The sequence below is a fragment of the Rathayibacter sp. SD072 genome, assembly GCF_017355185.1.
In the GTDB taxonomy this organism is placed as follows: Bacteria; Actinomycetota; Actinomycetes; order Actinomycetales; family Microbacteriaceae; genus Rathayibacter.
Genome location: NZ_JADILJ010000018.1, coordinates 1 through 18,808, shown reverse-complemented (window position 1 = coordinate 18,808; position 18,808 = coordinate 1). Strand labels below are relative to the sequence as shown.

Sequence of the window (18,808 nt, the reverse complement as noted above, 5' to 3'; positions counted from 1 at the left end):
GTGGACGACCTCGTCCCCGAGGGAGCGGAGGGGTCCGCGCACCTCGCGGGCGTCCCCGACGAGTTCCAGCGCCTGTGGACCCCGCACCGCATGGTCTACATCCAGAAGGGGCAGCCCGGAGCCGACGACTGCCCGTTCTGCGTCGCCCCGACTCTGAGCGACGAGGAGGCGCTGATCGTCGCCCGCGGCGAGCACGCCTACGTCCTCCTCAACCTCTTCCCGTACAACTCCGGCCACCTGCTCGTCTGCCCGTACCGCCACATCCCGCTCTACGACGAGGCCACCCCGGAAGAAGTGGCCGAGATCGGCGCTCTCACGCAGACGGCGATGCGGGTGATCCGCGAGGTGTCGAACAACGACGGTTTCAACCTCGGGATGAACCAGGGCGCGGTCGCCGGAGCCGGGATCGCCGCGCATCTGCACCAGCACGTGGTGCCGCGCTGGGCGACGGACGCGAACTTCTTCCCGATCATCGCGCGCACGAAAGCGCTGCCGCAGCTGCTCGGCGACGTCCGCGCCAGCATCGCCGCGGCCTGGCCGACGGCGTGAGCAGGGTCCGCGCAGGCGGACCTCGGTAGACTCGACGGCGCTGTCGGCTGGAGACAGAGCCCAGCCGTCGGCTGGAGACAGAGCAGAGAAACAGGACCCGCGATCATGACCGACACCCCCACTCCCTCCTCCTCCGCTGCCTCGGAGCAGTTCGGCTCGAGCCGCGTCAAGCGCGGTCTCGCCGAGATGCTCAAGGGCGGCGTGATCATGGACGTCGTCACCGCCGAGCAGGCCCGCATCGCCGAGGACGCAGGCGCCGTGGCCGTCATGGCGCTCGAGCGCGTGCCCGCCGACATCCGCTCCCAGGGCGGCGTCGCGAGGATGAGCGACCCCGACCTGATCGACGCGATCGTCTCCTCCGTGTCGATCCCCGTCATGGCGAAGGCCCGCATCGGCCACTTCGTCGAGGCGCAGGTGCTGTCGGAGCTCGGCGTCGACTACATCGACGAGTCCGAGGTCCTCTCGCCGGCCGACTACGTGAACCACATCGACAAGTGGAGGTTCACCGTCCCCTTCGTCTGCGGTGCGACGAACCTGGGCGAGGCGCTGCGCCGCATCACCGAGGGCGCCGCGATGATCCGCTCGAAGGGCGAGGCCGGCACCGGCGACGTCTCCGAGGCCACCAAGCACATCCGCACCATCTCGGCCGAGGTGAACCGCCTGAAGGCGATGACCAAGGACGAGCTGTACGTCGCGGCCAAGGAGCTCCAGGCCCCCTACGACCTCGTCGCCGAGATCGCGCAGACCGGCAAGCTGCCGGTCGTGCTGTTCACGGCGGGCGGCGTGGCGACTCCGGCCGACGCGGCGCTCATGATGCAGCTCGGCGCCGACGGCGTCTTCGTCGGCTCCGGCATCTTCAAGTCGGGCGACCCGGCCAAGCGCGCCGCGGCGATCGTCAAGGCGACCACCTTCTACGACGACGCGAAGGTCATCGCGGAGGCGTCCCGCGGACTCGGCGAGGCGATGGTCGGCATCAACGTGTCCGACGTCCCCGCGCCGCACCGCCTCTCCGAGCGTGGCTGGTAGCACCGGGCCCCGCGTCGCGGGGGAGGGGGAGACCCGCGAGTCCCTCGAGGGGCTCCGGGTCGGCGTCCTCGCTCTCCAGGGCGACTTCCGTGAGCACGCGAACGTGCTGCGCGAGCTCGGCGCGGAGGTGGTGCTCGTGCGCCGTCCCGCCGAGCTGGCCTCCGTCGCCGGGCTCGTCATCCCCGGCGGCGAGTCGACGGTCATGGACAAGCTCTCGCGCCTCTTCGGACTCGCGGAGCCGATCGGCGAGGCGATCGAGACGGGCCTGCCCGTCTACGGCACCTGCGCCGGGCTGATCATGCTCGCCGACCGGGTGCTGGACCGCATCGACGGGCAGCACAGTTTCGGCGGGCTCGATGTGACCGTGCGCCGCAACGCGTTCGGCAACCAGCGCGACTCCTTCGAGACCGACCTCGACGTGCCCGCGATCGGCGACCCTCCGATGCACGCGGTGTTCATCCGGGCGCCCATCGTGGAGGAGCTGGGAGAGCGGGCGACCGCTCTCGCCGCGGTCGCCGACGGCCGGGTCGTCGCGGTCGAGCAGGGGAACCTGCTCGGCACGTCGTTCCACCCCGAGATCACGGGCGACTACCGCTTCCACGAGCTGTTCCTGCGGAAGGTCGCGGCCACGCGCTTCGGAGCCTGACCCGGCGACTCCGCCAGGGGTGGCCCCTGTCGGTGGTGACCGGCACAGTGGACGCATGCCCGAACTCCCCGAAGTGCAGGCCCTCGCCCGCGATCTCGACGAGCGCCTCGGAGGACACGTCCTCGAGCGGCTCGACGTCTTCGCGATCTCGGCGCTCAAGACGGTGGCGATCCCGCCGTCCTCCCTCTCCGGGCAGCCGATCCACGGCGTCCAGCGGCACGGCAAGTTCCTCGACCTCTCGATCGGCGACGTGCACGTGCTGCTCCACCTCGCCCGGGCGGGCTGGGTGCGCTGGCGTCCCGAGCGCCCCACGGCGCCGGTGAAGCCGGGCCGCTCGCCGCGCGCCTGATCCTCGAGGACGGCTCCGGGATCGACGTGACCGAGGCCGGCACGAAGAAGAGCCTCGCCCTGTCGATCGTCGCCGATCCGCGCGACGTCGACCGGGTCGCGCGACTGGGCCCCGATCCGCTCGACCCCGCCTTCACGCGCGAGATCCTCGGCGCGATCCTCGCGACCGCCGGCCGCGCGCAGCTCAAGGGCGTCCTCCGCGATCAGTCGCGCATCGCCGGCATCGGCAACGCCTACTCCGACGAGATCCTGCACGTCGCGCGCATGTCGCCGTTCAAGCCGGCGACCCTCTCGCCCGAGGAACTCGACCGCCTCTACTCCGCGCTGCGGTACACGCTCGAGGAGGCGCTCGGCCGAGCCGAGGGACTGCACGCCGCCGACCTCAAGAAGGAGAAGAAGCTCGGCATGCGCGTGCACGGCCGCACCGGTGAGCCCTGCCCGGTCTGCGGCGACACCGTCCGCCAGGTGATCTTCGCGGACTCCACCCTCCAGTACTGCCCCACCTGCCAGACGGGCGGGAAGCCCCTCGCGGACCGTGTCCTCTCGCGACTGATCAAATAGCGGGCCGGTCCCCGCCCGGCCCGCCGCGGTCGGCTTCTCGGCGTGGACGCGCAGGTGGAGCGTCCTGCGTCCGCCTACGGCGATCCGCTCGCACGCGGATCACCTGTTCGGCTCGGAGGTGGGCGGCGATCCGGTTACCGCGGATCCGAGAACGCGGGCGTGCTGGTCGAGTGCGCGTGTGCAGAGCGGCGGGTCCGCATCGCGTCTGGGCGGTGGGGGCTCCGGCTGGTCGCCGTCGGCCTGCTGACCGAGCGCGTGAGACGACTTCTCGGGGAGAAGCTGTCTGGACGACCACGGGTTCCGCGAGGACGGCGGTGCGGTCTGCGATGATGCCTGATCGTCCGTGAGAACCTCGGCCAGGACGGCTCGTCGGCCACGATGGCGTCTGCGCCCGTTCCTGACTGCCGGCGTGTGTCATCCCACAGAACGTCCGGCTCGGGCGGCGTCGGGATCCCCGGGTGCACGTCAGAAGTGAGGCTCCGTGACGCGATCGGGCGATTCGCGCTCGGATCCGCGCGCTCAGCCTTCGTTCCGCTTGCTGAGTGGTCCGCAACCGAGGTCGGGAACCGTCCGGACGCCTCGAGCGGATTCCGCGAGCCCTCCCGACCTCGGTTGCAGACAGGACGGCGGCCCAGAAAGCCAGAAACCGGCCTCGGTCGAGGCGGATCGTCTTTCCGCGTGTCAGCGGATCGGCGTAGCCGGACGCACGACGCTCCACCTGCGCGACCGTTTCGGGGAGCCGACCGCGGAGAGCCGGGCGGGGACCGGCTCTCAATTAGACTGGCTCAGCTATCAGCGGCGCCCGCGGGGGTCGCACACGACGATTTTCCGAGGGAGCACCGTGTCCGGGCATTCCAAGTGGGCCACGACCAAGCACCAGAAGGCGATCAAGGACTCGCGTCGCGCGAAGTCGTTCGCCAAGCTGATCAAGAACATCGAGGTCGCCGCCAAGATCGGCGGAGCCGACCTCTCGGGCAATCCGACGCTCGTCGACGCCGTGCAGAAGGCGAAGAAGACGTCGGTCCCGAACGACAACATCGACCGCGCGATCAAGCGCGGCGCCGGCCTCACCGGCGAGGTCATCGACTACACGACGATCATGTACGAGGCCTACGGTCCGAACGGCATCGCCCTGCTCGTCGAGTGCCTCACCGACAACAAGAACCGCGCCGCCGCCGATGTGCGCACGGCCATGACCCGCAACGGCGGCACCATGGCCGACCCGGGCAGCGTCGCGTACAACTTCGCGCGCAAGGGCGTCATCAGCGTGCCGCACGGCGAGAGCGTCACCGAGGACGACGTCCTGGGCGCGGTCCTCGACTTCGGCGTCGACGACGTCCTCGACCACGGCGAGAGCTTCGAGGTGCGCGTCGAGCCGAGCGAGCTCGTCCCGGCGCGCTCGGCGCTGCAGGAGGCGGGCATCGACTACGACTCCGCCGACATCGAGTTCGTGGCCTCGCTGCAGGTCGAGGCCGACGCCGAGACCGCCCGCAAGGTGTTCCGTCTCATCGACGCGCTCGAGGACTCCGACGACGTGCAGAACGTCTACACGAACCTCGACATCACTCCCGAGGTCCGCGCCGAGCTCGAGAACGAGGAGTGACCCGGTGACCCCGGATCGCCCGATCGGGTCGCGCTGATGCGCGTCCTCGGGATCGATCCGGGGCTCACCCGCTGCGGTGTCGGCATCGTCGACGTCGCTCGCGATCGGCGCGCGACGCTGGTGCACGTGAGCGTCCTGCGGACTCCCGTCGACGACCCGCTCGAGCGGCGGCTCCTCGCCCTCGGCGACGGCATCGAGGCCCTCCTGGACGAGCACCGGCCGGACGCGGTGGCCATCGAACGCGTCTTCGCCCAGAACAACGTGCGCACGGTCATGGGCATCGCGCAGATCAGTGGAGTCGCGCTCGTCGCCGCCGCACGCCGCTCCCTCCCGGTCGGCATGCACACCCCGAGCGAGGTGAAGGCCGCGGTGACGGGCTACGGAGCCGCCGACAAGCGGCAGGTCACCGCGATGATCCAGCGCGTGCTCCACCTGGACGCGCCTCCGACTCCGGCCGACGCGGCCGATGCGCTCGCCCTCGCGGTCTGCCACGCGTGGCGCGCGCCGCTCGCCTCCGGGCCGTCGTCCGCGGCCGAGGGGGAGACGCCGGCGCAACGCGCATGGCGCGCCGCGGAGGCCTCCTCTCGAACGCCTGTTCGAGCACCTAGACTGACGCGGTGATCTCCTCTCTCCGCGGCACCGTCCTCTCCGCCCGCGGGAGTCTCGCCGTGATCGACGTCCACGGCGTCGGCTACGCGGTCAACGTGACTCCGCAGCACGCGCTCGAGATGCGCGTCGGCGACGAGACCACGGTCACGACCACGCTCATCGTCCGCGAGGACTCGCTCACCCTGTACGGGTTCCCGGACGCGGAGCAGCTCGAGATCTTCGAGCTCCTCATCGCGGTGACCGGGGTCGGCCCCAAGTCGGCTCTGGGGGTCCTCGGCGCCGTCGAGCCCGAGCGCATCGCGCAGGCCGTCGCCGATGAGGACGACGCCGTGTTCCGCAAGGTGTCCGGCATCGGCCCGAAGACCGCGAAGCTCATCATCCTGTCCCTGGCGGGCAAGCTCGCCGTCCGCCCGCGCGCCGCCCGCGGCACCGGTCCCGGGGCGACCGCCGCCCAGAGCGTGCTCTCCGCCCTCGTCGGACTCGGCTGGCCCGAGCGCATCGCCGCCGAGGTGGTCGACGAGATCCTCCTCGACGCCCAGGCGTCCGACGCCGCGAACGTGCAGGCGCTCCTGCGCCTCGCCCTCGCCCGACTCGGTCCGGCGGCCCGCTCGTGAGCGGCGACGGACTGCTCGGACCGGAGGTCGTCTCCGAGGCCGAGATCGCGTTCGAGGGCGCCCTGCGTCCGAAGAGCCTCAGCGAGTTCGTCGGCCAGCGGAAGGTCCGCGGCCAGCTGGAGCTGCTGCTGAAGGCGGCGGCGATGCAGGGCCGCACCCCCGACCACATCCTGCTCGCGGGTCCTCCCGGTCTCGGCAAGACGACGCTGGCGATGATCGTCGCGGAGGAGAGCTCGTCGCCGCTGAGGCTGTCCAGCGGTCCCGCGATCCAGCACGCCGGCGACCTGGCCGCGGTGCTGTCGTCCCTCCTGCCCGGCGAGATCCTCTTCATCGACGAGATCCACCGCATGGCGCGCTCCGCGGAGGAGATGCTCTACCTGGCCATGGAGGACTTCCGGATCGACATCATGGTCGGCAAGGGCGCCGGAGCGACGTCCGTCCCGCTGGATCTCGCCCCCTTCACCCTCGTGGGCGCCACGACCCGGTCCGGTCTGCTGCCCAATCCTCTGCGCGACCGCTTCGGCTTCACGGCGCACCTCGAGTTCTACGCCGAGGACGAGCTGCGCCAGGTCCTCGCCCGTGCGGCGCGCCTGCTCGAGCTCGACATCGACACCGAGGCGATCGCCGAGATCGCCGGGCGCTGCCGCGGCACTCCTCGCATCGCGAACCGGCTGCTGCGTCGCGTGCGCGACTTCGCCCTGGTGCACGGCGGACGTGCCGACATCGCCGCCGTCCGCGCCGCTCTCGACCTGTACGACGTCGATCCGCTGGGCCTGGACCGCCTCGACCGCGCCGTCATGGAGATCGTCCTCACCCGGTTCGACGGGGGACCGGTGGGCCTCAACACGCTCGCCGTCTCGGTGGGCGAGGAGGCCGAGACCGTGGAGGCCGTGGTCGAGCCCTTCCTCGTCAGGATCGGCCTGCTGACGCGCACACCGCGGGGGCGCGTCGCCACTCCCGCGGCCTGGCGCCACTTCGGGCTCGACCCGCGCGGTGCCGCCGCCTCCCAGCAGTCGCTCTTCGGGGATGACCTATAATCTTCAAGGCCCGACGGGCCGCTCGATCCCGCGCATCCGGCTGAGACGCCGCGCGGGCTCGCCACCCACTCCGGAAGGCTCACCCATGGATCCGACGATCATCCTGCTCGTCCTGCTGCTCGCCGTGATGATCATCTTCATGTTCCGCAACAACAAGAAGCGCCAGCGCGACGCGGAGAACATGAAGAACAACCTGGTCCCCGGCGTCGAGCTGATGACGGGGTCCGGACTCTTCGGCACCGTCGTGTCGATCGACGAGGACGCCAACAAGATCGTCATCGAGTCGACCCCCGGCACCCTGCTGACGATCCACCGCCAGGCCATCGCGCGCCTCATCGACCCGAGCGAGAACGTCGTCGCGACCGACGAGGACGACACCGTCGACGGCGCCGCTCCCGCGTTCGGCGAGCGCGACGCCGCTCACCAGGGCGACCCGCTGGTCGACCCGATCGAGCGCGACCGCAAGCCGGACGCCCAGTAGTCTCCAGGGCGGGCCGGAGCGCGAGAGCGTCCGGCCCGCCCTTCCTGTCCGCGCCCGGATCCGGGCCGTCATCGTCGACCGAAGAGAAAGCTGAGCCCTGGGTGGCCGCATCAACCCCCGTCCGGAAGGCCCGGCGCTCCCTGAGCTGGCTCGGTGTCCTGATCCTGGCTCTCGTCGGACTGAACACCGCCGCCGTCCTCTGGGGCGGCGGGTCCTGGACGCCGAAGCTCGCCCTCGACCTCGAGGGCGGGACGCAGATCGTCCTCCAGCCGCAGCTGAACGACGGCGACACCGTCTCGTCCGAGCAGCTGACCCAGGCCGTCTCGATCATCCGCCAGCGCATCGACGCCTCGGGCGTCTCCGAGGCCGAGATCACGACCCAGGGCTCGAGCAACATCGTCGTCTCGATCCCCGGGACCCCCGACGACGAGACGCTCCAGCGCATCGAGGCGTCCGCGAAGCTCGACTTCCGCCCGGTCCTCGTCGGCAGCCAGGCCACGAACACCGCGGTCGGCGGCGACGCGACGTCCTCGCCGACGCCCGTCGATCCGTCGCTCGCCACGGAGCCCACGGCCGAGCCGACGAACGCGAGCGACCTCGCGTACATCACTCCGGCGCTCGAGGCGCAGTACACCGCCTTCGACTGCGCGTTCCTGAACAGCCAGGACCCCAACCTCGCGCCGGCCGACCAGCCGCTGATCACGTGCGACGACACCGGCACGGTGAAGTACATCCTCGGCCCCGTCGAGGTGACGGGCGAGGACATCGCCGACGCCTCCAACGGCCTGGTGACGACCCAGTCCGGTGCGAGCACCGGCACGTGGGCGGTCAACCTCTCCTTCGACGACGCCGGGACCACGGCGTTCTCGGACGTGACCACGCGCCTCGTCGCGCTGCAGGGCGCCCAGAACCAGTTCGCGATCGTCCTCGACGGCCGCGTCATCTCGGCCCCGTCCACCAATGCCGCCATCACCGACGGCAACGCCCAGATCACCGGGTCCTTCACCCAGGAGTCGTCCAAGACCCTCGCGGACCAGCTCAAGTACGGCGCACTGCCGATCGGCTTCCAGGTGCAGAGCTCGGACAGCATCTCGGCGACCCTGGGCACCGCCCAGCTCGCGAGCGGCCTGCTGGCGGGTGTGATCGGACTGATCCTCGTCGTCGTCTACTCCCTCGCCCAGTACCGGGTGCTCGGAGCGGTCACGATCGCCTCGCTGATCGTGGCGGCCGTCGTCACCTACCTCGTCGTGACGCTCCTGTCGTGGCGGGAGGGCCTGCGGCTGTCGCTCGCGGGCGTCGCGGGCCTCATCGTCGCGATCGGCATCACCGCGGACTCGTTCATCGTCTACTTCGAGCGGATCCGCGACGAGCTGCGCGACGGCCGGGGGCTGGAGTCCGCTGTCGAGGCCGGCTGGCGACGGGCCCTGCGCACGATCTTCGCCTCCGACATGGTGAACCTGCTCGCCGCCGTGGTGCTCTTCATCCTCGCCGTCGGCAGCGTCCGCGGCTTCGCCTTCACGCTGGGCATCACGACTCTCATCGACCTCGTGGTCGTGATCCTCTTCACGCATCCGATGCTGCAGCTGCTCGCGACGACGAAGTTCTTCTCGGACGGGCACCGGCTGTCCGGCCTCGATCCACGGGCTCTCGGCGCGGTCTACCGCGGCCGAGCGGCGTTCCGCCCGCAGGACGCCGTGGTCGCGGGCAAGGGCTCCACCGCCGCCCGCGAAGCGGCGAAGCGCCAGACCATCGCCGAGCGCAAGGCCGCCGAGGCGGCCCGCACCGCCGGTTCCTCCGACTCGACCAAGGACGCGTGATGGCCAGCTTCTCGCAGTTCGGCAACGACCTCTACACCGGCAAGCGCTCGATCGACTTCGTCGGCCGGCGGCGCACCTGGTACCTGATCTCGCTCGTCCTGATCCTGATCACCGTCCTCGGGACCGTCGCCCGCGGCGGGTTCAACTTCAGCATCGAGTTCACCGGCGGCTCCGAGTTCACGGTGTCCTCTCCGTCGAGCCTCGACCAGGCGACCGCCACCGACGCGGTCACCGCGGTCTCGCCCGAGACCGTGCCGCGCGTCTCGGTCGTGGGCGACGACTCCATCCGCGTCCAGACCGACCAGCTGTCGACCGACGAGTCGACCGCCGTGCGCAACTCGCTCGCCGAGGCGTACGACGTCGGCAACGACCAGGTCACGTCCTCCTTCATCGGAGCGTCGTGGGGCAACGACATCACGCAGCAGGCCCTCCGAGGCCTCATCATCTTCGTGGTGCTGGCGTCCCTGGCGATGTGGGCGTACTTCCGCACCTGGAAGATGTCGCTGGCGGCCATCGTCGCGCTCGTGCACGACCTCGTCATCGTCGCCGGCGTCTACGGCATCACCGGCACGGAGGTGTCGCCGGCCGCGGTCATCGGCCTCCTGACGATCCTCGGCTACTCCCTCTACGACACCGTCGTGGTCTTCGACAAGATCCGCGAGAACACGGTGGAGGCGCTCGGCAGCACCACGAGGACCTTCTCCGAGACGGTCAACCTGGCCGAGAACCAGACGCTCGTGCGCTCGATCAACACCTCGATCGTCGCGGCGCTGCCCGTCGGTGCGATCCTCGTGATCGGTGCGTTCGTGCTCGGGGCCGGCACGCTCCGCGACATCTCCCTCGCGCTGCTGATCGGCATCATCGTCGGCACCTACTCGACGATCTTCGTGGCGGCGCCGCTCTACGCTCAGCTGCGCAGTCGCGAGGTCGACGTGTCCCGGCACGACAAGCGCGTCGAGGCCGCCCGCCTGAAGGCCGGCACGCCGGTCGTCGAGGGCGCCTGATGGCCGAGTACTCGCAGGTCTCCGCGGCGGACGCGATCGGTCTCGTCTCCCGCGACGAGGTGTGGCTCCTGGACGTGCGGGAGCCGCACGAGTGGGCGCTCGGGCACGCCTCCGCCGCCCACCACATCCCGATGAACTCGATCGGTGCACGGCAGGACGAGCTGCCCGCAGAGGCGCCCATCCTGGTCGTCTGCCACTCCGGGGTCCGGTCGGCGATGGTCGTGCAGGCGCTCGAGGGTGCGGGGTACGAGGCGGCCAACGTCGAGGCCGGGATGACCGCCTGGGCGGCCGCCGGCGGCGATGTGGTCGACGACGAGGGCCGTCCCGGTCGGATCGACTGAGGACCGCCGGGTCCGCCCTGGGCGGATGGGTCATCGGAGCGCTCCGCAGGCGCGATAATGGGGCGATGGAGATGCCCGCGTGACGGAAACCACGACCACGTCGTCCACCGCTGCCCTGCGCAGACTGGTCCCTCGGATCTTCTCGCGCGCGCAGCCCAGCGGCGCGGTCGACACCCTCGTGCGCACGGTGCGGATGCACCACCCCAAGAGCGACATCGCGTTGATCGAGCGCGCCTACTCCGTCGCTGAGCGGGCCCACTCGGGGCAGAAGCGCCGCAGCGGGGAGCCCTACATCACGCACCCGCTCGCGGTCGCGCAGATCCTCGCCGACCTCGGCATCGGCTCGAAGACCATCGCCGCGGCCCTCCTGCACGACACGGTCGAGGACACCGACTACAAGCTCGACGAGCTCCGCGCCGACTTCGGCGACGAGGTCGCGATGCTGGTCGACGGCGTCACCAAGCTCGACAAGGTGAAGTACGGCGACAGCGCCCAGGCCGAGACCGTCCGCAAGATGATCGTGGCGATGTCGAAGGACATCCGCGTCCTCATCATCAAGCTCGCCGACCGGCTGCACAACGCCCGCACCTGGGGGTTCGTGCCGGCCGAGTCCGCCGCGCGCAAGGCCACCGAGACCCTCGAGATCTACGCGCCCCTCGCGCACCGCCTGGGAATCCAGGCCATCAAGTGGGAGCTCGAGGACCTGTCGTTCGCGGTGCTGTACCCCAAGATCTACAACGAGATCGAGAGCCTCGTGAAGCGGCGGACGCCTCAGCGCGAGGAGTTCGTCCAGAGCGTGATCGACCTCATCGGCGAGGACCTGCGCGCCGGCAAGATCCGGGGCCGGGTCGTCGGCCGTCCGAAGCAGTACTACTCGATCTACCAGAAGATGGTGGTGCGAGGTCGCGAGTTCGACGAGATCTACGACCTCGTGGGCATCCGCGTGCTCGTGAACTCGGTGCGCGACTGCTACGCGGTGCTGGGCTCGATCCACGCGCGGTGGACCCCGATGCCGGGCCGCTTCAAGGACTACATCGCGACCCCGAAGTTCAACCTGTACCAGTCGCTGCACACGACGGTGGTCGGCCCCAAGGGCCGCGCGGTCGAGATCCAGATCCGCACCAACGAGATGCACCAGCACGCCGAGTTCGGCATCGCGGCGCACTGGAAGTACAAGGAGCAGATGGCGACGGGCAAGGTGCCCACGTCCGGCTCGAACGACACCGACCTCGCCTGGCTCGCGCACCTCTCGGACTGGCAGTCCGAGACGACGGACCCGAACGAGTTCCTCGATTCCCTCCGCTTCGAGATCGGCGCCAAGGAGGTCTACGTCTTCACTCCGAAGGGCCGGGTCATCGGCCTGCCCACCGGAGCGACCCCCGTCGACTTCGCCTATGCGGTGCACACCGAGGTCGGCCACCGCACCATGGGCGCGAAGGTCAACGGCCGCCTCGTGCCGCTCGAGTCCTCGCTGACGACCGGCGACGTCGTCGAGGTCTTCACCTCGAAGAACCCCGACAGCGGGCCCAGCCAGGACTGGCTGAACTTCGTGCAGAGCCCTCGGGCCCGCAACAAGATCCGCCAGTGGTTCACCAAGGAGCGGCGCGACGAGGCAATCGAGCAGGGCAAGGACTCGATCGCCCGGGCGATGCGCAAGCAGAACCTGCCGTTGCAGAAGCTGATGAGCCAGGACACCTTCACCGAGGTGGCGAGCCAGCTGCGCTACAACGACGTCGAGGCGCTCTACGCGGCCGTCGGCGAGGGGCACGTCTCGACCCAGTCGGTGCTCGAGAAGGTCGTCGCCTCGATCCAGGGCGATCCGGAGTCGGACGAGAACGAGGTCACCCTCCCTCGCTCCCCGCGTCCGCGCAGCCGCAGCAGCGAGTCCGGCGTGCTCGTCAAGGGCGCCCCCGACATCCTGGTGAAGCTCGCCAAGTGCTGCACCCCGGTGCCGGGCGATCAGATCGTGGGATTCGTCACGCGCGGGGCGGGCGTCTCGGTGCACCAGGCCAACTGCCACAACGTGCAGGAGCTCCTCAAGGAGCCCGAGCGCATCGTGGACGTCGAGTGGGCGCCGTCGTCCAAGAGCATCTTCCTGGTGCAGATCCAGGTCGAGGCCCTCGATCGCTCCGGACTGCTCAGCGATGTGACCCGCGTGCTCTCCGAGCACCACGTGAACATCCTGTCGGCGACCGTCTCGACCTCGAGCGACCGGCTGGCGATCAGCCGCTTCGTCTTCGAGATGGGCGACACGACGCACCTCGACCGGGTGCTGAACGCCGTGCGCCGCATCGACGCCGTCTACGACGTCTACCGGGTCAGCGCGGGCTGACCCCGGATCCGGCGGCCGCGCGTCGAGCGCGGCCGCCAGCCGGCTCTCGGCGATGCGGCGGCCCGCCACGGCCGTGCCCGCCGCGGTGAGGTGCGCCAGCACCGCGTCGAGGGACGTCCCGGTGACGGCCGCGAGCGAGCGGAGCAGGTCGTCGTCGCACGCCGTCGCGATCCTCGCCAGATCGACGAGGGTGCGCACGGGAGTGGTGACCGCGCACCCGCCGAGGGTGACGACCTCGGAGTCGGAGAGGCGCACCTCGTGGTAGCGCAGCCGGGCCATCCGCGGCGGGTGCAGCCGGTGGCGGCGGTCGATCGATGCGCTGTGCACGGACGGTGCGTCCGTCGTCGCTCCGTGGACCCAGGCGGCGCTGAGCCGATCGGCGACGGTGCCGCGGGGGAGCACCGCCAGCAGCGCGGCTCCGCGCTCGGCGGCGCCCGTCGGCAGGTCGGAGACGACGAAGCCCTCGTCGAGGGCTCGCAGCTCCCCGTCGAGTCGGGCCGCGCAGAGCTCGGCGAGGGGGAGGTGTCCGGGAAGCAGAACGGAGGGGAGTCGCGTCATCCCACGAGAGTGGACGACGCGACTCCCCTCCGGAGGCGCTTCTGCGGATCTGTGGACGGATCCGGACGGTGGAGGAGGACCTCCACCCGGATCAGCCCCTCGGGGATCAGCCCAGCGCGTCCAGCCACACCTTGCGGGCGTCGAGGGCCTCCTGCGCCTGGGCGATGGCGGCGCGGTCGCCGCGGGCCTTCGCCTCGTCGAGCTCGTCCTGCAGCTTCTGGATCGCCGAGGTCAGCTGGGAGGCGAGCCCCTCCGAGCGGGCCTTGCGCTCCGGGTTGCTGCGGTTCCAATGCTCCTCGTCGAGCTTGCGCACGTGCGCCTCGACCTTGCGGAGCCGGTCCTCGATCGTGCGGACCTGCTCGCGCGGCACGCGTCCGACCTCGTCCCAGCGCTCCTGGACGGAGAGCAGGGCGCGCTTCGCCTTCTCGCGATCCTGCTCCTGCAGGAGCGGCTCCGCCTCCTCGAGCAGCGCGAGCTTGCGGTCGAGGTTCTCGGTGTACTCGACGCTCTCCTGGGCGACGATCTCGGCCTTCGCGCCGTAGATCGCATCGCCGGCGGCCTTGAACCGCGCCCAGAGCGCGTCGTCGAACCGCTTGCCCGCTCGACCGGCGACCCGCCAGCTCTCGAGGAGGGTGCGGTACTCGGGGATCGCCTCGGCGCCGCGCGGCACGAGGGCCTCCGCCTGGTCGATCAGCGCCTGCTTCGCGGCCTTGGCCTCGCGGTGCGCGGAGTCGAGGTCGGCGAAGAACGCCTTGCGGTTCTGCTCGATGGTCGTGCGGGCACCGCGGAAGCGGCGCCAGAGCTCGTTGGCCTCGTTCTTGGGCAGGCGGGGCCCCTGCTGCTGGTGGCTCTGCCAACGGGCGAACAGCTCGTCGATCGCCGCGCTCGCCTGCTTCCACTGCGTCTTGGCGGGATCGACGGCGGCCAGGGCCTCCGCCTCCGCGACGATCGCCTCGCGGTACGCGAGAGCCTCGGCCAGCACGGCCTTGGACTCGGCGGCCTGCTGCTCGGAGAGGTCCTCGACCGAGCCGCTCAGCGCGCTGACGCGCGTCTGCAGCGCCTCGAGATCACCGACGGCGTGCGCCTCGGCGATCGCCGCGGTCAGCGACTGGACCGTCCGGGCGACGTCGGCGGCGGGAGCACCCCGCTTCGCCCGCTGCTCGAGCAGGGAGACCTGCCCGGCCAGCTCGGTGTACTTGCGCTCGTAGTAGGCGAGCGCCTCCTCTGGGGTGGCATCGGGGTACTGGCCGACCTCGCGCTCCCCGTCTCCGACTCGGACGTAGACCGTCCCGTCGTCGTCGACTCGTCCCCACGGCTGCTGGTCACTCATCGCTCGGAGCCTCACCTTGCTGTTCGATGTCGTGCTGTTCGATGTCCGTCGCGTCGGTGGCCGATCGGGCTCGACGGCCGGTAGGCCGGGTACCGCGCTCGGCCGCGAACGGGCAGTGACGTTCAGCCTATTGCACAGGGGCGCCCCCGGCTCCTGCACCCCGGTCGGGCGAGGGGGCGCGCCGCGCCTACTGCACCGAGACGGAGGTGATCGCCACGGGCTCCGCGGGCGCGCCGTCAGCGGAGCCGTCGGCGGTGCCCTTCGAGACGACGTCGGCGACCAGGGCGTCCAGGCCCGAGGTGACCTGCCCGATGACGGTGTAGCCGCCGGCGGCGTCGGCGGGGAGCGTCGTGTCCTCGTAGACGACGAAGAACTGGCTGCCCTGGCTGTAGCCGTTGCCCGACTGGCGGGCCATCGCGATGGTGCCGGCCGGGTAGAGGCCGTCCTCGGGGGCGTTCTCGACGGGGCCGTAGCTGTAGCCAGGTCCTCCGGTGCCGTCGCCGTCGGGGTCGCCGCACTGCAGGACGAACAGGCCCTCGGTGGTGAGCCGGTGGCAGGAGACGCCGTCGTAGAACCCCGACTGAGCGAGCGAGAGGAAGGAGGAGACGGCCTGGGGAGCCGCGGCGCCCGCCAGGGTGATGCCGAGCGCGTCGGTGTTGATCGTCATCTCGCCGGTCCAGTCGCGGCCCTCGGCGATGTCGCTCGAGGGGACGTCGCCGGTGTTCTGCCCGGTCGCGGTGGGAGCGGGAGTCGCGCTCGCGCTGGACGACGGCTCGGCGACCGGGGTGCCCGGTCCACCCGAGAAGTAGAGGATCTGGGCGATGACGGCGAGGGCGAGCACGACGACGCCGGCGACGGCCGCGATCACGTTGTCGCGCCGGCGGCGGGCGGATCGGGTGCGGTGCAGGGCCTGCCGGGCCTGGTAGGCCCTGAGCCGGGTGCGCGCCTCGCGGTCGTTCGACTTGCCCTGAACCACGTGTTCCTCCGACGTCTCCCATCGCGCCCCGGTCGGCGCGGCGGTCCGCGCGGGGCGCAGACCGCGATGAGCCTACGAGAATCGGCGCGGCGACTCCACACGCCGCTCCGCCGCCCGACGCGGGTGTCGGGGGCCCTCGTTACGCTTGCGGGCATGACCATGCAGCAGGCCGGACTCCGCTCCGGCGCGACTCCGCTCGCCGTGCGGATGCGCCCGCGCAGCCTCGACGAGGTCGCCGGCCAGCGCCACCTGCTCACGCGGGGCTCGCCGCTGGTCGCCCTCGCGGCCGACACCACGGGCGAGCGCGGTGCCGTGTCGGTGATCCTGTGGGGTCCGCCCGGCACCGGCAAGACGACGCTCGCGCAGGCGGTCGCCCACTCCAGCGGCCGCCGGTTCGTCGAGCTCTCGGCGGTCACCGCCGGAGTGAAGGACGTGCGCCAGGTGATGGAGGAGGCGCTCTCGACCCGCGATCTCTACGGCACCTCGACGGTCCTCTTCCTCGACGAGATCCACCGCTTCACGAAGGCGCAGCAGGACGCCCTGCTGCCCGGTGTCGAGAACGGCTGGGTCATCCTCATCGCCGCGACCACCGAGAACCCGTCCTTCTCGGTGATCGCGCCCCTGCTGTCGCGCTCGCTGCTGCTCACCCTCGAGCCGCTGAGCGACGACGACCTCGGCGTGCTCGTCGACCGCGCCCTCGTCGACGAGCGGGGCCTGCGAGCGACGGTCGCGCTCGATCCCGAGGCGCGGGCGAGCATCATCCGCCTCGCCTCCGGAGACGCCCGACGGGCGCTCACGGCGCTCGAGGCGGCGGCCACCTCGGCCAGGTCGGACGCGCGCGAGGCCGACCGCGCCGCCCGGACGGCCGAGCCGGAGGACGAGGACGACGAGGACGACGACGCGCCCGTCGGGGGCGACTCGCCGCCCGAGGAGCCCGAGCTCCCGCTCATCACCACCGAGATCGTCGCCCGGGCCGTCGATCGCGCTCTGCTGCGCTACGACCGCAACGGCGACGAGCACTACGACGTCATCAGCGCCTTCATCAAGTCGATCCGCGGCTCCGACGTCGATGCGGCGCTGCACTACCTGGCCCGGATGATCGAGGCGGGGGAGGACCCGCGCTTCATCGCCAGGCGGATCATCGTCTCGGCGTCGGAGGACATCGGCATGGCCGATCCGCAGGCGCTCGTCATCGCGGTCGCCGCCGCCGATGCGGTGCAGCTCATCGGGATGCCCGAGGGTCGCATCCCGCTCGCGCAGGCCGTCGTGCACCTCGCGACCGCGCCGAAGTCCAACGCCTCCTACACGGCGCTCGACGCGGCCATCGCCGATGTCCGCGCGGGGAAGGCCGGGCGGGTGCCTCCGCATCTGCGCGACGCGCACTATCCGGGCGCGAAGCGGCTCGGGCACGGCAAGGGGTACCGCTATCCGCACGACGCCGACCTCGGCGTGCTGCAGCAGCAGTACCTCCCCGACGCGCTCGAGGGCGCCCGGTACTACGACCCGACGGAGCACGGCAACGAGCGCGACGTGTCGGCCCGACTCGCCAAGCTCATGCGGATCATCCGCGGCGGATGAGACCAGTGCACGGCGGTCGTCCGTGATAGTCTTCTGCGGTTGCCCACCGCTCTGTAGCCGAGCGGAGCAGCGCATCCCTCTGAATCGCGCAGCTCGTCACCGCGGTCACCCTTCCGGACGCACCCGCGACCGGACACGACCACGGCGCCCGCTCTCCTCCCGGAGAGCGCAGGCGAGAGCTGCGATCGAACCTCTCAGACCTTGGAAGGACCACAGTGTCGACGACCTCCCGTTCCCGTTCGAAGACGCGCCTCTCGCGCGCCCTCGGCATCCCGCTGACCCCGAAGGCGGCCCGCTACCTCGAGAAGCGTCCCTACGCTCCCGGTGAGCACGGCCGCTCGAAGCGCAAGGCCGACTCCGACTACGCGGTCCGCCTGCGTGAGAAGCAGCGTCTGCGCGCCCAGTACGGCATCCGCGAGAAGCAGCTCCGCATCGCGTTCGCCGAGGCGCGCCGCACCCAGGGCCTGACCGGTGAGAACCTGGTCGAGCTCCTCGAGATGCGCCTCGACGCCCTCGTCCTGCGCTCGGGCTTCGCCCGCACCACCGCGCAGGCCCGCCAGTTCGTCACGCACCGCCACATCATGGTGGACGGCAAGACGGTCGACCGCCCCTCCTTCCGCGTGAAGCCGGGCCAGGTCATCCACGTCAAGACCCGCTCCGAGGGCACCGAGCCCTTCCAGGTCGCCGCCGCCGGTGGGCACGTCGACGTCCTCCCCAAGACCCCGGGCTACCTCGAGGTCGAGATCGACAAGCTCCAGGCGACGCTGCTGCGCCGCCCGAAGCGCGCCGAGGTCCCCGTGACCTGCGAGGTCCAGCTGGTCGTCGAGTACTACGCCGCCCGCTGATCCACTCCTGACCCGGTCGTCCGACCGTCGTCCCGGAAGGCCCCTGCTCACCGCAGGGGCCTTCCGTCGTCCCGGGGCACGGCACGCGCACCGCCCCTGCCGCAGCGCTCCGCGGAGCGTCGCTAGGCTGGAGTGCCGCATCGGGCGGCGCCGAACGGAGGTCACCGTGACCGGTGGAGACATCGCAGGACTCATCGCCGCAGGAGTGTTCGCGATCCTGGTCGCGATCGCGGCGATCCCGCTGTGGAAGCTGGGTCGCGTGTTCGACAGCACCAGCGAGGCGATCAAGCAGGCCAGCGACGGTCTCACCCCGATCCTGGACGAGTCCGCCTCCACCCTCCGCGAGGCCAACCAGCAGCTCGCGCGGGTCGACACGATCACGAAGGACGTGGCCGAGGTCACCGGCAACGTGAACGCGCTCGTCGCCCTCACCGCCGCCACGATCGGCGGTCCGCTGATCAAGCTCGCGGGCTTCACCGCGGGCGTCCGCGCCGTCCTGGTGGCCGGTCGCACGGCGGACGCGGTCGGCGAGGCGGCGGGGAAGACGGCGGCG

17 protein-coding genes and 1 pseudogene are annotated in these 18,808 nt (G+C 71.0%); 16 read left to right on the top strand and 2 right to left on the bottom strand.

Annotation, left to right across the window (positions count from 1 at the left end):
• From IOC53_RS09135 to IOC53_RS09075, 13 genes and pseudogenes are all read left to right on the top strand, one after another.
• Positions 1–549 carry an HIT domain-containing protein gene (locus IOC53_RS09135; protein ID WP_374070580.1) on the top strand — a complete coding sequence of 183 codons (549 nt, stop codon included), beginning with the start codon at positions 1–3 and terminating at the stop codon, positions 547–549.
• Between the two features lie 105 nt (positions 550–654).
• Complete coding sequence (pdxS, locus tag IOC53_RS09130; RefSeq protein WP_207404963.1) at positions 655–1,575, top strand: pyridoxal 5'-phosphate synthase lyase subunit PdxS; 921 nt, start codon at positions 655–657, stop codon at positions 1,573–1,575.
• Positions 1,565–2,221 carry a pyridoxal 5'-phosphate synthase glutaminase subunit PdxT gene (pdxT, locus tag IOC53_RS09125; RefSeq protein ID WP_207404961.1) on the top strand — a complete coding sequence of 219 codons (657 nt, stop codon included), beginning with the start codon at positions 1,565–1,567 and terminating at the stop codon, positions 2,219–2,221. Before pdxS ends, pdxT begins: the two co-directional genes overlap by 11 nt.
• Before the next feature lie 55 nt (positions 2,222–2,276).
• Positions 2,277–3,130 (top strand): annotated as a pseudogene (locus IOC53_RS09120) (Fpg/Nei family DNA glycosylase).
• Positions 3,131–3,971: 841 nt separating this feature from the next.
• Positions 3,972–4,733 (top strand): YebC/PmpR family DNA-binding transcriptional regulator, encoded by a 762-nt coding sequence (locus IOC53_RS09115; protein WP_207404959.1) that lies wholly within the window; start codon positions 3,972–3,974, stop codon positions 4,731–4,733.
• 36 nt (positions 4,734–4,769) lie between these two features.
• Positions 4,770–5,354: a crossover junction endodeoxyribonuclease RuvC gene (gene ruvC / locus IOC53_RS09110; protein WP_207404957.1), complete on the top strand. Its 585-nt coding sequence runs from the start codon at positions 4,770–4,772 to the stop codon at positions 5,352–5,354.
• Positions 5,351–5,956 (top strand): Holliday junction branch migration protein RuvA, encoded by a 606-nt coding sequence (gene ruvA, locus IOC53_RS09105; protein ID WP_207404955.1) that lies wholly within the window; start codon positions 5,351–5,353, stop codon positions 5,954–5,956. The genes ruvC and ruvA overlap by 4 nt, the downstream gene beginning before the upstream one ends.
• On the top strand, positions 5,953–6,993 hold the full coding sequence (ruvB, locus tag IOC53_RS09100; protein ID WP_307786133.1) for a Holliday junction branch migration DNA helicase RuvB: 1,041 nt from the start codon (positions 5,953–5,955) through the stop codon (positions 6,991–6,993). Before ruvA ends, ruvB begins: the two co-directional genes overlap by 4 nt.
• Before the next feature lie 85 nt (positions 6,994–7,078).
• Positions 7,079–7,474 carry a preprotein translocase subunit YajC gene (gene yajC / locus IOC53_RS09095; RefSeq protein ID WP_207404953.1) on the top strand — a complete coding sequence of 132 codons (396 nt, stop codon included), beginning with the start codon at positions 7,079–7,081 and terminating at the stop codon, positions 7,472–7,474.
• Between the two features lie 101 nt (positions 7,475–7,575).
• Positions 7,576–9,291, top strand: coding sequence for a protein translocase subunit SecD (gene secD / locus IOC53_RS09090; RefSeq protein WP_207404951.1), 1,716 nt, complete (start codon positions 7,576–7,578; stop codon positions 9,289–9,291).
• Positions 9,291–10,295: a protein translocase subunit SecF gene (gene secF, locus IOC53_RS09085; RefSeq protein WP_207404948.1), complete on the top strand. Its 1,005-nt coding sequence runs from the start codon at positions 9,291–9,293 to the stop codon at positions 10,293–10,295. Before secD ends, secF begins: the two co-directional genes overlap by 1 nt.
• Positions 10,295–10,636, top strand: coding sequence for a rhodanese-like domain-containing protein (locus tag IOC53_RS09080; RefSeq protein WP_207404946.1), 342 nt, complete (start codon positions 10,295–10,297; stop codon positions 10,634–10,636). Before secF ends, IOC53_RS09080 begins: the two co-directional genes overlap by 1 nt.
• 79 nt (positions 10,637–10,715) lie before the next feature.
• On the top strand, positions 10,716–12,968 hold the full coding sequence (locus IOC53_RS09075) for a bifunctional (p)ppGpp synthetase/guanosine-3',5'-bis(diphosphate) 3'-pyrophosphohydrolase (RefSeq protein ID WP_207404944.1): 2,253 nt from the start codon (positions 10,716–10,718) through the stop codon (positions 12,966–12,968).
• A gap of 664 nt (positions 12,969–13,632) precedes the next feature.
• Here the strand turns inward: IOC53_RS09075 and IOC53_RS09070 are convergent.
• Together IOC53_RS09070 and IOC53_RS09065 are read right to left on the bottom strand one after the other, a co-directional pair.
• Entirely contained in the window at positions 13,633–14,856 is a 1,224-nt protein-coding gene (locus tag IOC53_RS09070) for a DUF349 domain-containing protein (RefSeq protein WP_207404942.1), read from the bottom strand.
• A 187-nt stretch (positions 14,857–15,043) separates the two neighbouring features.
• Positions 15,044–15,832 carry a peptidylprolyl isomerase gene (locus IOC53_RS09065; protein WP_207404940.1) on the bottom strand — a complete coding sequence of 263 codons (789 nt, stop codon included), beginning with the start codon at positions 15,830–15,832 and terminating at the stop codon, positions 15,044–15,046.
• Between the two features lie 153 nt (positions 15,833–15,985).
• Between IOC53_RS09065 and IOC53_RS09060 the strand changes: the two genes are divergently transcribed.
• From IOC53_RS09060 to IOC53_RS09050, 3 genes are all read left to right on the top strand, one after another.
• On the top strand, positions 15,986–17,410 hold the full coding sequence (locus IOC53_RS09060; RefSeq protein ID WP_207404938.1) for a replication-associated recombination protein A: 1,425 nt from the start codon (positions 15,986–15,988) through the stop codon (positions 17,408–17,410).
• Positions 17,411–17,625: 215 nt separating this feature from the next.
• Positions 17,626–18,255: a 30S ribosomal protein S4 gene (gene rpsD, locus IOC53_RS09055; RefSeq protein WP_207404936.1), complete on the top strand. Its 630-nt coding sequence runs from the start codon at positions 17,626–17,628 to the stop codon at positions 18,253–18,255.
• Between the two features lie 166 nt (positions 18,256–18,421).
• Positions 18,422–18,808, top strand: a 387-nt coding sequence (locus IOC53_RS09050; protein WP_207404928.1) for a DUF948 domain-containing protein, incomplete at its 3' end; no start/stop codon positions are given.

What these genes read in the sequence shown, in the direction of transcription:
- pdxS (WP_207404963.1), top strand. Translation starts at nt 655, where the DNA reads ATGACCGACACCCCCACTCCCTCCTCCTCCGCTGCCTCGGAGCAGTTC.
- ruvC (WP_207404957.1), top strand. Translation starts at nt 4,770, where the DNA reads ATGCGCGTCCTCGGGATCGATCCGGGGCTCACCCGCTGCGGTGTCGGC.
- yajC (WP_207404953.1), top strand. Translation starts at nt 7,079, where the DNA reads ATGGATCCGACGATCATCCTGCTCGTCCTGCTGCTCGCCGTGATGATC.
- secF (WP_207404948.1), top strand. Translation starts at nt 9,291, where the DNA reads ATGGCCAGCTTCTCGCAGTTCGGCAACGACCTCTACACCGGCAAGCGC.
- IOC53_RS09080 (WP_207404946.1), top strand. Translation starts at nt 10,295, where the DNA reads ATGGCCGAGTACTCGCAGGTCTCCGCGGCGGACGCGATCGGTCTCGTC.
- IOC53_RS09070 (WP_207404942.1), bottom strand. Translation starts at nt 14,856, where the DNA reads ATGAGTGACCAGCAGCCGTGGGGACGAGTCGACGACGACGGGACGGTC.
- IOC53_RS09060 (WP_207404938.1), top strand. Translation starts at nt 15,986, where the DNA reads ATGACCATGCAGCAGGCCGGACTCCGCTCCGGCGCGACTCCGCTCGCC.